This is a genomic window from Streptomyces sp. NPDC104313, from assembly GCF_055583985.1.
The window spans coordinates 18,529-34,296 of sequence record NZ_JBVJMW010000015.1; the positions used below are offsets into that span (position 1 = coordinate 18,529).

At 70.5% G+C, this 15,768-nt stretch carries 13 protein-coding genes and 1 pseudogene; 5 read left to right on the plus strand and 9 right to left on the minus strand.

Translation table 11 applies throughout. The annotated features are described in order from the left end of the window. Nucleotides 1-34 precede the first annotated feature (34 nt). On the plus strand, nucleotides 35-604 hold the full coding sequence (locus ACZ60Q_RS28705) for a dihydrofolate reductase family protein (protein ID WP_469640303.1): 570 nt from the start codon (nucleotides 35-37) through the stop codon (nucleotides 602-604). 13 nt (nucleotides 605-617) lie between these two features. On the opposite strand, the gene ACZ60Q_RS28710 is transcribed toward ACZ60Q_RS28705, so the two are convergent. From ACZ60Q_RS28710 to ACZ60Q_RS28720, 3 genes are all read right to left on the minus strand, one after another. Beyond that, on the minus strand, nucleotides 618-920 hold the full coding sequence (locus ACZ60Q_RS28710) for a DUF397 domain-containing protein (protein ID WP_469640305.1): 303 nt from the start codon (nucleotides 918-920) through the stop codon (nucleotides 618-620). A gap of 53 nt (nucleotides 921-973) precedes the next feature. Then, on the minus strand, nucleotides 974-1,702 hold the full coding sequence (locus ACZ60Q_RS28715) for a helix-turn-helix domain-containing protein (RefSeq protein WP_469640560.1): 729 nt from the start codon (nucleotides 1,700-1,702) through the stop codon (nucleotides 974-976). A 156-nt stretch (nucleotides 1,703-1,858) separates the two neighbouring features. Next, complete coding sequence (locus ACZ60Q_RS28720) at nucleotides 1,859-2,575, minus strand: DUF4232 domain-containing protein (RefSeq protein ID WP_469640307.1); 717 nt, start codon at nucleotides 2,573-2,575, stop codon at nucleotides 1,859-1,861. 223 nt (nucleotides 2,576-2,798) lie between these two features. Here ACZ60Q_RS28720 and ACZ60Q_RS28725 point away from each other — a divergent pair, with 223 nt between their 5' ends. Continuing rightward, on the plus strand, nucleotides 2,799-4,205 hold the full coding sequence (locus tag ACZ60Q_RS28725; protein ID WP_469640309.1) for a helix-turn-helix domain-containing protein: 1,407 nt from the start codon (nucleotides 2,799-2,801) through the stop codon (nucleotides 4,203-4,205). 180 nt (nucleotides 4,206-4,385) lie between these two features. On the opposite strand, the gene ACZ60Q_RS28730 is transcribed toward ACZ60Q_RS28725, so the two are convergent. Further along, nucleotides 4,386-5,048, minus strand: a complete 663-nt coding sequence (locus ACZ60Q_RS28730) for a DUF998 domain-containing protein (RefSeq protein ID WP_469640311.1) — start codon at nucleotides 5,046-5,048, stop codon at nucleotides 4,386-4,388. A gap of 155 nt (nucleotides 5,049-5,203) precedes the next feature. Between ACZ60Q_RS28730 and ACZ60Q_RS28735 the strand changes: the two genes are divergently transcribed. Both ACZ60Q_RS28735 and ACZ60Q_RS28740 read left to right on the plus strand, forming a co-directional pair. Further along, complete coding sequence (locus ACZ60Q_RS28735; protein ID WP_469640313.1) at nucleotides 5,204-5,527, plus strand: YciI family protein; 324 nt, start codon at nucleotides 5,204-5,206, stop codon at nucleotides 5,525-5,527. Nucleotides 5,528-5,576: 49 nt separating this feature from the next. Continuing rightward, nucleotides 5,577-7,607, plus strand: coding sequence for a sigma-70 family RNA polymerase sigma factor (locus tag ACZ60Q_RS28740; RefSeq protein WP_469640315.1), 2,031 nt, complete (start codon nucleotides 5,577-5,579; stop codon nucleotides 7,605-7,607). 272 nt (nucleotides 7,608-7,879) lie between these two features. Here the strand turns inward: ACZ60Q_RS28740 and ACZ60Q_RS28745 are convergent. Beyond that, nucleotides 7,880-7,999 (minus strand): annotated as a pseudogene (locus ACZ60Q_RS28745) (IS5 family transposase); the annotation flags it as partial. Nucleotides 8,000-8,343: 344 nt separating this feature from the next. Next, on the minus strand, nucleotides 8,344-10,125 hold the full coding sequence (gene argS / locus ACZ60Q_RS28750; RefSeq protein WP_469640316.1) for an arginine--tRNA ligase: 1,782 nt from the start codon (nucleotides 10,123-10,125) through the stop codon (nucleotides 8,344-8,346). Between the two features lie 137 nt (nucleotides 10,126-10,262). Between argS and lysS the strand changes: the two genes are divergently transcribed. Then, complete coding sequence (lysS, locus tag ACZ60Q_RS28755; protein WP_469640318.1) at nucleotides 10,263-12,026, plus strand: lysine--tRNA ligase; 1,764 nt, start codon at nucleotides 10,263-10,265, stop codon at nucleotides 12,024-12,026. A gap of 85 nt (nucleotides 12,027-12,111) precedes the next feature. Here the strand turns inward: lysS and ACZ60Q_RS28760 are convergent, their stop codons facing one another. From ACZ60Q_RS28760 to ACZ60Q_RS28770, 3 genes are all read right to left on the minus strand, one after another. Next, nucleotides 12,112-13,614 (minus strand): DUF2637 domain-containing protein, encoded by a 1,503-nt coding sequence (locus tag ACZ60Q_RS28760; protein WP_469640320.1) that lies wholly within the window; start codon nucleotides 13,612-13,614, stop codon nucleotides 12,112-12,114. 245 nt (nucleotides 13,615-13,859) lie between these two features. Next, the gene (locus tag ACZ60Q_RS28765; protein ID WP_469640322.1) at nucleotides 13,860-14,717 is read right to left on the minus strand and encodes a DUF3558 domain-containing protein; all 858 of its coding nucleotides are present in this window, start codon (nucleotides 14,715-14,717) and stop codon (nucleotides 13,860-13,862) included. Between the two features lie 191 nt (nucleotides 14,718-14,908). Further along, nucleotides 14,909-15,760 carry a DUF3558 domain-containing protein gene (locus ACZ60Q_RS28770; RefSeq protein ID WP_469640323.1) on the minus strand — a complete coding sequence of 284 codons (852 nt, stop codon included), beginning with the start codon at nucleotides 15,758-15,760 and terminating at the stop codon, nucleotides 14,909-14,911. Nucleotides 15,761-15,768 lie beyond the last annotated feature (8 nt).

A 15,768-nucleotide genomic window follows, 5' to 3' on the forward strand; every position in this document is an offset into this window, starting at 1 on the left:
CCCCGTCGGCCGGGCCGATCCGGCAGGAGCCGCTGTGAACAGGATCGTCACGTCCATCTCGCTCTCCCTCGACGGATTCTTCGAGGGGCCCGACCACGACATCGACTGGCACACCGTCGACGAGGAGGTGCACCAGCACTTCAACGACTACTTCCGGACGATGGGCGGCTTCGTCGAGGGGCGTGTCACCTACGAGCTGATGGAGGAGTTCTGGCCGACCGCCGATCAGGACCCGGACAGCGAGGGCCCGATGGCCGAGTTCGCGGGGATCTGGCGGGACATGCCGAAGTTCGTCTTCTCGCGGACGCTGGAGAGCGTGGGGCCGAACGCGACGCTGCTGCACGAGGTCGACCCCGAGCAGGTGCGCGGTCTGCGGGACGCCGCGTCGGGTGACCTGGCGGTGGGCGGGGCGGATCTGCTGGAGTCGTTCCGGCGGGCCGATCTGATCGACGAGTACCGGATCTACGTCCACCCGGTCATCCTCGGCCGGGGCCGCCGCTTCTTCCGGGACACGGAGGACCGGCAGCCGCTCCGGCTGGTGGAGACCCGGACCTTCGGGAACGGGGTCGCGATGCTCCGTTACAAGACGGTCCGGGCGGGATGACGACGGTGAGGGGTCAGGCGGTGGCCGCGTAGGCGGCGAACGCCGACCAGGCGGTGGGCGCGACGGTGAACGTCGGGCCCTCGATGTCCTTGGAGTCACGGACGTGGACGGCGGCGGGGTGGGCGGCGATCTCGACGCAGGCCCCGCCTTCGTCGGCGCTGTGGCTTGACTTCTGCCAGTTGTACGCGACTTCGAGGCACTGGCCGCCCTCGCTGCCGCTGTGGCTCGACTTCCGCCAGTCGTAGGCGACTTCGAGGCATTGGCCGCCTTCGTCGCTGCTGTAGCTCGACTTGAACCAGCTCAGTGCGGTGCTCATGTCTCTCCCAGTAAGCGGGCCAGTAGGCGCAGGGTCTCCACAGGGCTGAGCGCCTAGGCTCGCAGCATCGCATATTTCTGGGCGAGGATGCTGACCTCATTCCGGTCGGAGATCAGCTGGCTGCCGCGTTGGGTCTCGGTGTACGCGACGTGTTGGTGGTCCGGGGTCTCCAGGAGGGTGAAGGGGCCGGCGAGGCCCGCGTGGACCCTGCTGTCGAGGGGCAGTACCTGGAGGCAGACCCCGGGCAGTTGGGCCATCGCGTAGAGGTGGCGCAGCTGTTCCCGGTGGTCCTCGTCCGAGGTCAGCTTCATCATCAGGACCGGTTCCCAGATCACGATGCTGGTGGTCGGCGGCTTCTTCCGGTCCAGGATCTGCTGGCGTTGCAGCCGCGTCGCCGTCTGCGTCTCGATCTCCTCCGGGCTGTAGACCGGGATCTTGTTGCCGAACACCGCCTGCGCGTACGCCTTCGTCTGGAGCAGGCCCGGGATGACCTGGTTGTCGTACCAGGACAGCGCCAGCGCGTCCTGCTCCATGTCGATGTAGTCCTCGGCCCACAGCGGGATCAGGTCGACTTCCGGCATGTTGTCGACCGCCGTCGCCAGCGCGCCCTTGGTGTCCAGCAGATCGTCGATCGCCTCCGCCAGATCCGGGACGAGTGACCGTCTGCCCTGCTCGACGGAGGCGATCGTGTCCTCCTGTACGCCCGAGGCCAGGGCCAGTTCGACCTGGGTCATGCCCGCCTCGGTACGGAACCGGGCGAGGAGCTTGCCCACGAGCTTCATCGTCGACGCGTTCTTACGCTGTCGCTTTCTGGGGTGCATACGGTTCCCACTCCCACCCCGGGACCCGGTTCACGCATGCGCGACCCGTACAACAAATCTGTACGGGTCGCGCACAGTTACCGCACGTCAGGCACTGGCCTGGGATGGGTCGTTCGCTCAGTACATCAGGGCGCTCTCGACGTCCGACTGCCAGTAGGTGACGAAGCCCAGGCCGTCCGTGTAGGTCTCCGCCGGGAGCTTCACCGTGGACTCGCCCTTCGACCGGTTGTTCTTGTCGACCATGCCGACGCCGAGGTTCGCGCTCTTGACCGGCTCGTTCTGGCCGGGCTCCCCGAGGAGCGCGATGCCCGCGTACGCCTTCTTGCCGGGGGAGAGCGTGACGACCGCCTGCGGCTTGCTGTCGTCGAGGACCGGGTAGACCGCCTGCGCGCCGTCGAAGCGGAGGAACGGCGCGTAGTAGGCGTGGCAGGTGGTGGAGCCGGTGTTGGTCACCGTGAGCAGCAGGTGGTTGATCGGGCGGCTCACCGAGGAGACCTTGACCGTGGAGTTCTTGGGCGTGCAGGCGGGGATCGCCGCCGCGGCCTTCTTGTTCGGCGCGGTCTCCGGCTTCCTGCCCTTGTTGTCGCCGTTGCCGTTGCCCCCGGCGTGCTTCCCCGCGGCGGGGACGGTCTGCGTCTCGGGCAGGCCGGCCTCCGGTGCGTCTGGCCGCGCCTTGTCGTCGGTGCTCGTCGCCGCGGGCTTCGCCGTCCCGGTCGAGGCGGCCGCCTCGGTCCCCATGGCCTTGTCCTCGCCGCCGCCGCAGGCGGTGAGTGAGAGAGCGGCGGCGAGGGCGGTGGCGGCGAGGGCGGTGGTGCGGATGCGGTTGGTGCGCATGGCGGTGGTACTCCCCGTGATCGATTGACGTGTGGGTCCGGTTGAACGGCCGGTCCGCGGTGGTGCTGCCGTGGTCTGGTCCGAGCTTGTGGGGCGGCGGATTCCGGCCGCAACGCCTGGCGAACCATTGGGGACGCTGGAACGTCTACCCGTACGGTGACCTGCGGGAATTCCGCGTCCCTGGAACGCCGTTCCGGGACGCACGAGGAAGGGGAACGCCGTCGTGGCGACGCCGGAGGCCGTTGAGTTCGCGGCTCTGCTGAAGGATCTGAAGGACCGTTCGGGGCGCAGCTACGGTGTGCTGGCGGGAAGGCTGCACGTCAGCACGTCGACCCTCCACCGGTACTGCAACGGGGACGCCGTGCCGAACGAGTTCGCTCCGGTGGAGCGGTTCGCGCGGGTTTGCGGGGCGTCGCGCGACGAGATGGTGGAGGTGCACCGGCGGTGGATCGTGGCCGACGCGGCCCGGCGACGTCCACCGGCGGGGCCGGGGGCGGCGGCATCCGCCCCTGCCGCTGTGCCTGTCGCCGGCCCTGTTCCGGTGCCTGTTGTTGCTCCCGAGGCCGCTGGGCCCGCTGAGTCCGCTGAAGCCGTCAAGCCTTCCGATCCGTCCGAACCGATCGTCGCGTCTGGTGGCGGTGGCGCTCGACCGGGGGCGGGCTCCCGGTGGTCCCGGCTCTCCCGGCGTACCCGGGTGTTCATCGCCGCCGCCGGGGTCGCCGCGCTCCTCGTGCCCACCACCGTCGTCGCCGCCGATCTCGTCGGGTCGGAGAAGAAGGGCGGCGGGAGTGCCGCTGCGGAACGGGTGGAGGACGCGGGCGGAGACCTTGTAGCGGCGCCGGAGGGCTCCGTCCCGGCCGCGCCCCGCCCCTCCGCGAGCCCGAGTTCGGCCGCTCCTTCGGCGAGTGCCTCCGCTTCCCCCTCGGGGCCGCCGTCCGTGAAGCCCTCGGCGGGCTCCGGGCCGGGGCGGTCGCAGGGCGGTGGCGGCTACAGCGGTGGCGGTACGGGCCTCGGGGCTCCGCCGGCCGTCAGCATCTCCTCGTACAACTGGGACGAACCCTGCGGCCAGCACTACCTGGTGAACCGGGGGCCCGACGAGCTGGACCCGCCGCCCGCGCCGCAGGACCGGCGCGGCTGGGCGCAGTCCTACGGCGGGGTCGATGCCGGGAACATGCTGCTCCAGCTCACCGTCCAGGGGACCTCGCGCGAGGCGGTCGTCCTCAAGGGCATGCACGTCCGGGTGCTCTCCCGCAAGGCTCCGCTGCCCTGGTCGGCGTATCTCATGGGCAACGGCTGCGGCAGCGGGATCATGCCCCAGACGTTCGTCTCCCACCTCGACGCCGGGCATCCCACCCTCCGGCCGGTGCCGGGCAAGCAGGGAGACACGGTGGTACCGGCCGTGGACTTCCCGTACAAGGTGACGTCCGAGGACGTGGAGGTCTTCAACCTCGACCTGAAGGCCGTCGGTTACGACGTCACCTGGTACCTGGAGCTGGAGTGGAGCAGCGGCGGGAAGGAAGGGTCGTTGCGGATCGACGATCGCGGGAAGCCGTTCCGGCTGAGCGGGATGAAGGGGCGGCCGGAGTACGTGTACGGCAACGAGGAGGTCGGGTGGCAGCCCGCGTCCTGACGCGCGGCCAGGACACTATCCGAGTGATCTGTCCGATGCCCGCTGGGAGTTGATCGAGTCGGTCCTGCCCGCGTGGCGCTTCCAGCGCAGGCCCGCGCCGAGGCCCGAAGCTGACCCGATGCGCGGGAGCCTCTCCGGGGCCGGGAAACCGCCTGGACCGCCACGGGTCCGGGCAGCGGCTCAGGTTTCCCGGGACCGGTAGCGTGCCGCCACGGCGGAGATCCACACCATCGCGGTGATCGCGCCGATCGCCAGTGTCAGGGTCCCGGCAGTGCCTCCGCTCATTGCCCAGCCGTTGCCGAGCAACAGTGCGGTCGCGGCGACGCGGGAGGCGATCGCCCGTCCCCGCTCCGCGGTGCGGGAGAAATGCCGGCCGAGCACGTAGTTGGTGGCGATCAGTGAGGTGAAGGTCAGCGTTCCGGCGGCCATGTGTGCGTAGCTCGGCCAGGTGAACTCGGTGGGCGTTCCCAGCGGGGTGCCGGTCGGGAAGCCGTCCGCCGGGTCCATCACGAAGGCTCCGGCCGCTATCAGGCCGATTCCGCTGAGCAGGGTCAGCCGGGGTGCCCAGACGCCTCCGGGGGTGCCCCGCAGGACTCGGCGGAGTCCGATCGAGCCGATGACGGTCAGGACCCCGGTGAGCAGGAAGTTGCTGATCTGGAGCCAGCCGAGCGGGCCGTTGCTGAGGATGCTCAGTGGATGGCGGAGGAGGCTGAACCCTTCCCGGGTCGCGGCCTGGGTGAGGGAGAGCACGGCCCACAGGGGCGCTGCTGCGGCGGCGGATCCCAGCAGGGCCCGGGTGGAGATACGGGCGTTCACGGTGGTGGCGTGTGCGGTGGTGGTCATAGCGGCGGGTCCCTCGTCTGTTCGGTGGGTGATCGCTTGTTCTGCCTTCACGTCGAAGAAGGTGATGTGACAGGGAATCCCGCCATTCCCTGTCACATAAGCTGTTCGACGTATGGGCAGAACAGCGATCACCCACCGAGCAGACGGAGATCCCCATGCGCTACCTGATGACGACCAAGCCGAACGATGTCGCCCCCGACGAGAACCTGTTCGCCGCGATGGGCGCGTTCGTGGAGGAGCTGACCGCCTCCGGCGTTCTGCTGGCCACTGGCGGGCTCGCCCCGAACGGAGTGCGCCTGGTCTCCTGCGGCGACGAGATCACCGTCACCGACGGCCCCTTCGCCGAGGCCAAGGAAGCCGTGGCCGGGTTCGCGCTGATCGAGGTCCGCTCCGAGGACGAAGCCGTGGAGCTGGCCCGCCGCTTCCGCCGGATCGTCGGCGACGGCGAGAGCGTTATCCAGCAGGTCTTCGGCCCGTGACCACGCAGACCCCGCCCGCGGAAACCCGAGCGCGACGGATCTGCGCTCCATGAGCGAAAGCGCCCTCCCGGCCGGCGTCCACCCGGCGGAAGCCGGTCATCGGGTCGATCCGCACCGAACCGTCGACGCGGTCTGGAAGCTGGAGTCCGCCAAGATCATCGGCGGACTCACCCGGATGGTCCACGATGTCGGCCTCGCCGAGGAACTGGCACAGGACGCGCTGGTCGCGGCGCTCGAACAGTGGCCCCGGTCAGGCGTCCCGGAGAACCCGGGCGCCTGGCTGGCGGCCATCGCCAAACGCCGTGCCGTCGACCACATCCGCCGGGCCCGCCGCCTGGACGAGAAGCACCACCAACTCGCCCACGAGCAGGACCAGAGGGAGCAGCGGGGCCGGTTCGCCGAGGAACCGGCCCAGGACGACGCCCTGCGGCTGATGTTCCTGTCCTGTCACCCGGTGCTGCCGACCCCCGCCAGGGTCGCTCTCACCCTTCGCCTTCTCGGAGGACTCACCGCGGGGGAGATCGCCCGGGCCTTCCTCCTCCCCGAGACCGCGATCACCCGCCGCATCGCCGACGCCAAACGCGGGCTCGCCGAGGCCCGCGTCTCCTTTGAACTCCCCGACGACAGAGCGGAACTGGCTGACCGGCTCTCCTCGGTCCTCGAAGTCATCTACCTGATCTTCAACGAGGGGTACTCGGCCACTTCCGGCGACGACCTGTTGCGCCCCGGACTCACCCTGGAGGCTTTGCGCCTGGGCCGTCTGCTCGCCGAGCTCGCTCCCGACGAGCCCGAGGCTCATGCCCTGGCCGCTCTGATGGAGATCCAGGAATCCCGCTCGGCCGCCCGGACCGGCCCCTCCGGCGAGCCGGTCCGCCTCCATGAGCAGAACCGGGGCCGCTGGGATCCGCTTCTGATCCGCCGGGGCTTCGCCGCCATGCTCCGGGCCCGCGACACCCAGCACGGCTGCCCGCCGGGCCCGTACCTCCTCCAGGCGGCGATCGCCGTCACCCACGCCCAGGCGCGCACCGCCGAGGACACCGACTGGCCACAGATCACCGCGCTCTACGAAGCGCTGGAGCGGCTGATCCCCTCTCCGATCGTCCGCCTGAACCGCGCGGTGGCCCTCTCCATGGCCCGGGGGCCCGGGGCCGGCCTCGCCCTGCTGGACTCCCTCACCACCGACCCGGCACTGCGTGACTACCATCTGCTGCCCGCCGCCCGGGGCGATTTCCTCGTGAAGCTGGGGCGATATGGGGAGGCACGCCCCGAATTCGACCGCGCGGCGGCCCTCACCCGCAACTCCGCCGAACGCGCGTTCCTGAGGCGCCGCGCGCAGGACCTCGCCCTGGCCGAGACCGAGGGCCCCACCCTGGGCGAAGCGGCGACCGCGTTCCTGGCCCGGGACGGTCTGGACGCCTCCACCGTTCGCGCATACGGCCAGACCCTGCGCCGTCTGTGTACCGCCTTCGGGGAGCGGCATCCCCTGGCCGACCTCACCGCCGACCAGATCACCCGGACTTTCACCACCGCCTGGGGCGGTGCAGCCGCCGCCACCTGGAACCGCCATCGCTCCGCCGCCCGCTCCTTCGCTCTCTGGGCCTCGCTGGGTGACCTGGCGGCCGGGCTGGAACGACGCACCGAACCCCCCTCGCGTACGCTGCCGATCCCCTCGGAGCGACTCGCTGCGCTCTGGTCCCGACCGGGGCTCCCGTTGCGGGAGCACTCCCTCTGGCGCCTGCTTCATGAATCGGGTGCCACGGTGAAGGCCGTGCTGCTGCTGGACGTCGGGGACGTGGATCTCGCCGACCGCCGTGCCCGCACCCCGGACGGGTGGGTGACCTGGCGCTCGGGCACGGCCCGTCTGCTGCCGATGCTGATCGCGGACCGCACCCGGGGCCCGCTCTTCCTCACAGACCGGCGGCCCGGCCCGGCCCGCCGCCCGCGCGACACCGATCTGGACCCGGAAACAGGCCGGGTCCGGCTCTCCTACGAACGCGCCGAGTACGTGTTCAAGCGGGCCACCACCTCGCTCGACCCAGCGGGCAACGGCTGGACGCTGAGCCGGCTCGGAGCCAGGTGACCGGGTACTTGTGGACGTGCAGCGGAAACAGCAATCGGCATCCATCTCTTCGACGGAGGAGAAGTTCGAGGAACTGCACCTGCGGCACCTGTGCTTGTCCTCACGTCAGCGCGAGAGCCGTGGCGGGTTGGCGGGCAGCGCCGGGCCGAGTGTGCGCCCTGGTGCTGGTGTCCTGGCGGTATCCGGACCGAGTGCGGGGTCGGGGGTCCGGCGGTGTTCTTCGAGGAGCACGGTAAGGAGCGGCCCGTTGAGGGTGTCTGTGCCGAGTGCGGCGGACGGCCGGAAGCAAGGGCCCTGCCACGGCGCTGGAAGCGCCACGCGGGCAGGACCGGCTCGATCAACTCCCAGCGGGCATCGGACAGATCACTCGGATACGCACGTCGCTTCGGCATGCATCCGGCGTACCGCGCCGGACCGAATGCGCCCAGGCGCACAACGATGACGACGGAAGCACACAACCGCGAAGACCGAACATCCTGGGATGAGACAGGAGTACGTAGCCTTCCGCCCCATCTGCAACCCCACCCGCCCCGCAGGCATCGCCCGCTACCGCCGACCCCGACTTCGCCTCCCGCACTCGGGACGCGCGCGAGCAGACCGTGCAGCCGGTCACCCCGAACCCGGCGGTCTACGACGTCGTCGTGGAACTCACCGCTCCCTGACCCGGACGGACCTACGTGTGTGGGCCCCGGCACATCACCCGTGCCGGGGCCCACACACGTAAGAACGTTTCGGGTCAGAGCCGCTCGGGCGTCCGGATGCCCAGCAGCGCCATCCCCCGGTGCAGGGTCCGGGCGGTCAGCTCGACCAGGAAGAGCCGGTTCTCGACGACCTCCGGGGCGTTGTCGGGGCTGAGCACCTGGCACTGGTCGTAGAACGTGGTCAGGTGGGACGCCAACTGGTAGAGATACGCGGCCAGCTTGTGCGGCTCGTACCCCGCCCCGACCTCGGCGAGCACCTCGCCGAACTGGTCCAGGTGCAGACCGAGCGCCCGCTCCGCCGGGGCCAGCTCCAGCTCCGGGTGGGCGGCCGGGACCGCGTCCCCCGCCTTGCGCAGGATCGACTGGATCCGGGCGTACGCGTACTGGAGGTACACCGACGTGTCGCCGTGCAGCGCCACCATCTGGTCCAGGTCGAACTTGTAGTCCCGCACGGCGGAGGTCGACAGGTCCGCGTACTTCACGGCGCCGATGCCGACGTACCGGCCGTTCTCGACGATCTCCTCCTCGGACAGGCCCACCTTGTCGGCCTTGTCCCGGACGACCGCCGTGGCCCGCGTGACCGCCTCGTCGAGGAGGTCCTCCAGCCGCACGGTCTCGCCCTCACGGGTCTTGAACGGCTTGCCGTCCTTGCCGAGGACCGTGCCGAACGCGAGCTGCACGGCCTTGACGTCCTCGTTCAGCCAGCCGGCCCGCCGGGCCGTCTCGAAGACCATCTTGAAGTGCAGCGACTGCCGTGCGTCCACCACGTACAGCAGGGTGTCCGCCTTGAGGTCCCGCACCCGGTTCCGGATCGCGGAGAGGTCGGTCGCCGCGTAGCCGTAGCCGCCGTTCGTCTTCTTCACGATGAGCGGGACCTTGTTGCCGTCCGGGCCCTTCACATCGTCGAAGAACACGCACAGCGCACCCTCGGAGCGGACGGCGACGCCCGTCTCCTCCAGGATCCGGCAGGTCTCCTCCAGCATGTCGTTGTAGCCGGACTCACCGACGATGTCCGGGTCGTGGATCTCCATGTCGAGCTTGTCGAACACCGAGTGGAAGTAGATCTTCGACTCGTCGACGAAGCGGTGCCACAGCTCCAGCGTCTCGGGGTCCCCGGCCTGGAGGGCCACCACCCGGTCCCGGGACCGGGCCTTGAACTCCTCGTCGGAGTCGAACAGGGCCCGCGACTCCTTGTAGACCCGGTTCAGCGTCGACATCGCCGCCTCGCCGTCGCTCGCGCCGCCCTCGTGCCTCAGCGCGCCCGGGTGCTCGATCAGATACTGGATGAGCATGCCGAACTGGGTGCCCCAGTCGCCGATGTGGTGCCGCCGGACCACGTTCTCGCCGGTGAACTCCAGGATCCTGACCACGGCGTCGCCGATGACCGCCGACCGCAGATGGCCGACGTGCATCTCCTTGGCCACGTTCGGCTGGGCGTAGTCGATGACCGTCGTGCCGGCGTCGTCCTTCAGCGGCACGCCGAGCCGGCCGCCGCCGTCCGCCGCCCGGGCGGCCAGCGTCTCGATGATCGCCCTGTCGGTGAGCGTGATGTTGAGGAAGCCGGGCCCGGAGACCTCGATGTCCTTGATCAGCCCGCCCGCCGGGAGGGCGTCGGTGACCTGGGCGGCCAGCTCACGCGGATTGCCCTTGAGCTTCTTGGCGAGCGCCAGGATGCCGTTGGCCTGGAAGTCCGCCCGGTCGCTCCGGCGCAGCAGCGGGTCCGCGGCGCCGGCGTCCGGCAGTGCTGCCGTCAGGGCGTCCGCCAGCTGCTGCTGGAGCGTGGAGGCGAGGGAAGGGACCGAGCCGTGCTCAGGCATGGGACGGGCTGCCGTTTCCTTAGGGGTACAAGGGATCACTCCAGTATCCCACGGGGCGTAAAGCCGTTTTCGCGCTGCGGGGGGTAGCTGGGACACTGGTCCGTACCCCATCGGGAAACGACAGACGAGAGAAGGACGTGCCGACCGTGGCCGAGAGTCAGACCAGCACCGAGACCGACTGGGTCTCCCGCTTCGCGGACGATGTCATCGCCGAATCGGAGCGTCGTGCGCCTGGCAAACCGGTCGTCGTCGCCTCCGGACTGTCCCCCTCGGGCCCGATCCACCTCGGCAACCTCCGCGAGGTCATGACCCCGCACCTGGTCGCCGACGAGGTCCGCCGCCGCGGGTACACCGTGCGCCACCTGATCTCCTGGGACGACTACGACCGCTTCCGCAAGGTCCCGAACGGTGTCCCGGGCGTCGACACGTCCTGGGCCGAGCACATCGGCAAGCCGCTGACCTCGGTGCCCGCCCCGGCCGGCTCCGCGTACCCGAACTGGGCCGAGCACTTCAGGGCCGCCATGACGGCGGCCCTGGACGAGCTGGGCGTCGAGTACGACGGCATCAGCCAGACGGAGCAGTACACCGCCGGGACCTACCGCGAGCAGATCCTGCACGCGATGAGGCACCGCGGCGACATCGACGCCGTCCTGAACCGCTACCGGACCAAGAAGGACCCGGCGGCCCAGGGCAAGGGCGGCAAGAAGCCGCAGCAGCAGAAGAAGGTCGACGAGGCCGAGCTGGAGGCCGCCGAGGGCTCCGGCGCCGCCGCCGAGGACGACGGCAGCGGCAACACCGCCGGCTACTTCCCGTACAAGCCCTACTGCGGCAACTGCGAGAAGGACCTCACCGTCGTCACCTCCTACGACGACGACACCACCGAGCTGAACTACACCTGCTCGGCCTGCGGCTTCGCCGAGACGGTCCGTCTCAGCGAGTTCAACCGCGGCAAGCTCGTCTGGAAGGTCGACTGGCCGATGCGCTGGGCCTACGAGGGCGTGATCTTCGAGCCCAGCGGCGTCGACCACTCCTCGCCCGGCTCCTCCTTCGTCGTCGGCGGCCAGATCGTCCGCGAGGTCTTCGACGGCGTCCAGCCCATCGGGCCCATGTACGCCTTCGTCGGCATCTCCGGCATGGCCAAGATGTCCTCCAGCAAGGGCGGGGTGCCCACCCCGGCCGACGCGCTGGAGATCATGGAAGCGCCGCTGCTGCGCTGGCTCTACGCCCGCCGCAGGCCCAACCAGTCCTTCAAGATCGCCTTCGACCAGGAGATCCAGCGGCTGTACGACGAGTGGGACTCGCTGGGCCGTAAGGTCGCCGACGGCACGGTGCTGCCCGCCGACGCCGCCGCGTACTCCCGGGCCGTCCGCACGGCGGCCGGGGAGCTCCCGAGCACCCCGCGCCCGCTGCCGTACCGGACGCTCGCCTCGGTCGCCGACATCACCGCCGGCGCCGAGGACCAGACGCTGCGCATCCTCGGCGAGCTGGACCCGGAGAACCCGCTGACCTCGCTGGACGAGGCCCGCCCGCGCCTCGACCGGGCCGAGAACTGGATCACCACCCAGGTCCCGGCCGAGGCCCGCACCATCGTCCGGGACGAGCCCGACAAGGAGCTGCTGGGCTCGCTCGACGAGCAGGGCCGTGACTCGCTGCGCCTCCTCCTGGAGGGGCTGGACGCGCACTGGTCGCTGGACGGGCTCACCACGCTCGTCTACGGGGTGCCGAAGACGCTGGCGGGCCTGGAGCCGGACGCCAAGCCGACGCCCGAGCTGAAGGCCGCCCAGCGGTCCTTCTTCGCGCTGCTCTACCGGCTGCTCGTCAGCCGCGACACGGGCCCGCGCCTGCCCACGCTGCTGCTCGCGGTGGGGGCGGACCGGGTGCGCAGGCTGCTGGGCGCGTAGCGCCCTCGCGCGTACGGACGCCAAGGGCCGCCGGCCGGGAATCCCTCCCGGACGGCGGCCCTTCGCCGTGCTGTGCGGCTGTGCGTCAGGCGCTCTGGTCGGCCGTCGTGCGCTGGGTGTAGAGGTTCCTGAACTGCGGCATCAGGCCCTGGAGCAGCTCCGTGGAGCGAGGGTGGTGCACGTCGCGCTTGTCGGCCAGGGTGATGTCGAGGGCTTCGAGGCTCGGGTACTGACCCTCCTGATCGGTCAGCGCTGTGTACTCCTCGAACGCCCGGTTGGCGAAGTCCTCGTCCTCCTGGGACCAGGGCTCCAGCTGTGGCGCCTCTTCGGGGACGGCGGGCTCTCCCTCGTCGGCGGTCTGCCGGACGGGCTGGGCCTGTTGGGCCTGTTCGCCCTGTTGGGCCTGCTGTACGGGTTCCGGGGTCTCGTGGAAGTCCTCGTCGAGGTCTTCACGGCGGGGGTGCGGGACCGCGCCGATCGTGCCGACGTCGCCGAGGGGCCGGGTACGGCCGGGGCCCAGGGGGACGGCGGCGGGGGTGGGCTCCAGGCCGTCGGCGTGCTGCGGGTCGTACGCGCTGGCGTGCGCGGCCTCCGGAAGCTTCTGGGGGGCGAACCAGGGGCTGTCATGGGTGGGCGGGGCCTGCGGGGTCTCCAGGGCCTGCTCAGGTTGCTGTTGTTGCTGCTGTTCCTGGTGCTGCTGGTGCTGCTGGTCTTGGTGTTGGTGTTCCTGGAGAGCCTGCTTCTGGAGCGGCATCGGGTGCTGCCGCTGATGTCGTGGGTGCTGCTGGGCCTGCTCCTGCGCGGGCTCCCGCTCCTCGTGCCCCTGCTCGCGCTCCCGCTGGGGCTCGTACACCAGCTCCGCCTTCGGGCGGGACCCCTCGACCGGTGGCAGCAGGGCCGGTTCGATGCCCGCGGCGGCGAGTCCGGCCGGCGCGGTCTCGGCGAGCGGAACGCCGTACTTCGCCAGGCGCAGCGGCATCATCGACTCGATCGGGGCCTTGCGCCGCCAGTTGCGGCCGAAGCGGGCCTGGAGCCGGGCCTGGTAGATCAGCCGGTCCTGTTCGAGCTTGATGACCTGCTCGTAACTGCGCAGCTCCCACAGCTTCATCCGCCGCCACAGCTTGAACGTGGGGATGGGGGAGAGCAGCCAGCGGGTGAGGCGTACGCCTTCCATGTGCTTGTCGGCGGTGATGTCCGCGATCCGGCCCACCGCGTGCCGGGCGGCCTCGACGGAGACGACGAACAGCACCGGGATCACCGCGTGCATCGCGGTGCCCAGCGGGTCGGGCCAGGAGGCGGCGCCGTTGAACGCGATCGTCGCGGCGGTCAGCAGCCACGCCGTCTGGCGCAGCAGCGGGAACGGGATCCGCATCCACGTGAGCAGGAGGTCCAGGGCGAGCAGGACGCAGATGCCCGCGTCGATGCCGATGGGGAAGACCAGGGCGAATCTCCCGAAGCCCTTGTCCTCCGCGAGCTCGCGCACGGCGGCGTAGGAACCCGCGAAACCGATCGCGGCGATGAGCACCGCACCGGCGATGACGACCCCGATGAGTATGCGGTGCGTGCGTGTCAGCTGCATCGCGGCCACGCGCGATCCCCTTCCCGACCTCTGCTGCCCGAACCCGGCTTCTGTTCCCGGCGTTGGTTTTCAGCCGAACATCAGACGCCCGGCGATGGCACAGCCTGGCACATGTGTGCGAGTTGCGTTGCGCGGGGAGGGGGAAAGCCCGGCCCCCATGGGAGCCGGGCTTTCCAACGTGCTTACTGGAGCTGCGGATCGGCGACCTGTGCGGCCGTCAGGTCACGTCGCGTGTGCGACGCCCGGGCGGATCGTCAGCTCGACTTCGCCTTCGGCTTCGTCGCCGACTTGGGGTTGTCGATGTCGCTGCCGCCGCCCTTGGCCGTGTCCTTCTTGGGGTCCTTCTTGCTGTCCTCGGCGCCGCCCTTCGCCGGGGGCGTGAGCTTGGCGTCGGCGGTGTCGGCGACAGCGGCGACCGCTTCCTTCGCCGCCTTCTGGGCGCCCTTGACGATGGTCGCGGACGAGGGCTTCTTCGCACCCGCGTAACCCGCGCCGTTGTACGTCAGGGTGACGACGACATTGCCCGTGCGTGCCACGACGGTGCCGTACGTGAAGTCCTCGTCCGTCTTGCTGAGGCCGTAGGTGACGAGGGTGGCCTCCTCGCCGATGCCCGCGGCGGGCTCGGCGGCGACCTTCTCGGCACCCTCGGAGGCCTTCGCCTTGGCGACCTGCTTCGTGTACTCGGCGGTGGCGCGCTTGGCGCCGCTGCCCAGCGACTGGTCCGAGTCGAAGCGGGTGAAGCCGACGTCCAGCCAGCGGTACTGCGAGCCGTCGACGCCCTTGTCGTCCAGGCCGTTCCAGGAACAACTGCTCCGGGCGGAGAGGTCGTTGGACCGGCCGGCCGTGCCGTTCTTCTTCTTGGCCTCGGGCACCAGGTCCTTGATCGTCTTCTTCGCGACCGAGGAGCACGAGTCGGGCAGATCGTCGAACCTCGCCGCTTCGACGGTGGGCTCCGAGGGCTTGGCGCTGGGGGTGCCGGACGACGAGGAGCCCGCGTTCTTCTTGCTGTCGGAGTCGGAGTCGGAGTCCGACGAGCAGCCGGCGGCTACGAGCATCACCGGAACGGCGGCGCAGGCGAGGATGCGGGACAGGCGCGGGGCTGATCGGTGCATGGTTCCTTCACTCGGATGGCACGGAGCCCTCGGTGCTGGAGGTCTCGGTTCGTGCGGTGTACGGGTGGGCTCGGTAGCGGGGCGGTACGTCTTCCGGACAGCCACGGTACGACGGCCGGCGGCCGTCCCGTGCCGCCGCCGAGGGACCCCGGAGACCGGAATCCGGCCGGTGGGGGCCCGTCGGGCGGGGTCTATTCGCTGAGCGTCTCGGCCAGCTTCCGGGCCAGTGCCTGGGCCTTCTCCTGGAGTTCCCTGCTGTCGGGTACCTGTGTGACGAGGGCCGGCTGCTCGGCGTACCGGACGGTCACGACCACGTTGGATGTGCGGAATACCACGCTCACCGTGCGGTGCTGTGCGGTGGAACCTGCCGGAGTGGGCAGATCGTGCAGAAATGCGGCATCTCCGAGGTCGTCGAGGACGCGCGAGGGGAGGGCGTCCTCCAGCCCGGCGCCGCTGCCCCCGGTGTCGCCTCCGCCGGACGAGGAGGGGGACGAGGGGTCCGCCGAGGCCGTGGCGTCCCCCGCCGCGTCCTCGGACTTCTCCCCGTCGGCGCCCTTGCCCTTCTCGCCCGGGGTCCCGGTGTTCTTCTCCGCGTCCGGCCCGGGGGTCGCCGACGACGACAGGCCGGCGGCCCTCTCCTTCTTCGCGTACACCGTGTCGGCGCGGTCGTCGTCGCTGACCGCGAGGTCGTAGGAGACGACGCGCTCGAAGTCGATGGACAGGCTCCGGGTGGCGTTGGGCCCGTCGGACTTCCAACCGCAGCCGACCTTGCGGTCGGTGTCGTACGTGACGGACGCCGACCCCCGGAACACCTTCTCCTGCTGGTCCCCGGGCAGTTCGGCGGCGCCGGGCAGCAGGTCCTTCAGCGTGGAGCGCGGCACGGCACGGCAGGGGGCGGGCAGGGTCTCGTACTTGCCCGGTGGTGCGGGGGTGACCGTCGGGCCGTCCGCCTTGCTGTCGGCGCCGTTCGCGTTGCTGTCGGAGCCGGCGCTGCAGCCGACGACGAGCGCTGCCAGAAGCGCGACGCCGGGTACGTACGCCATGTCTCGCA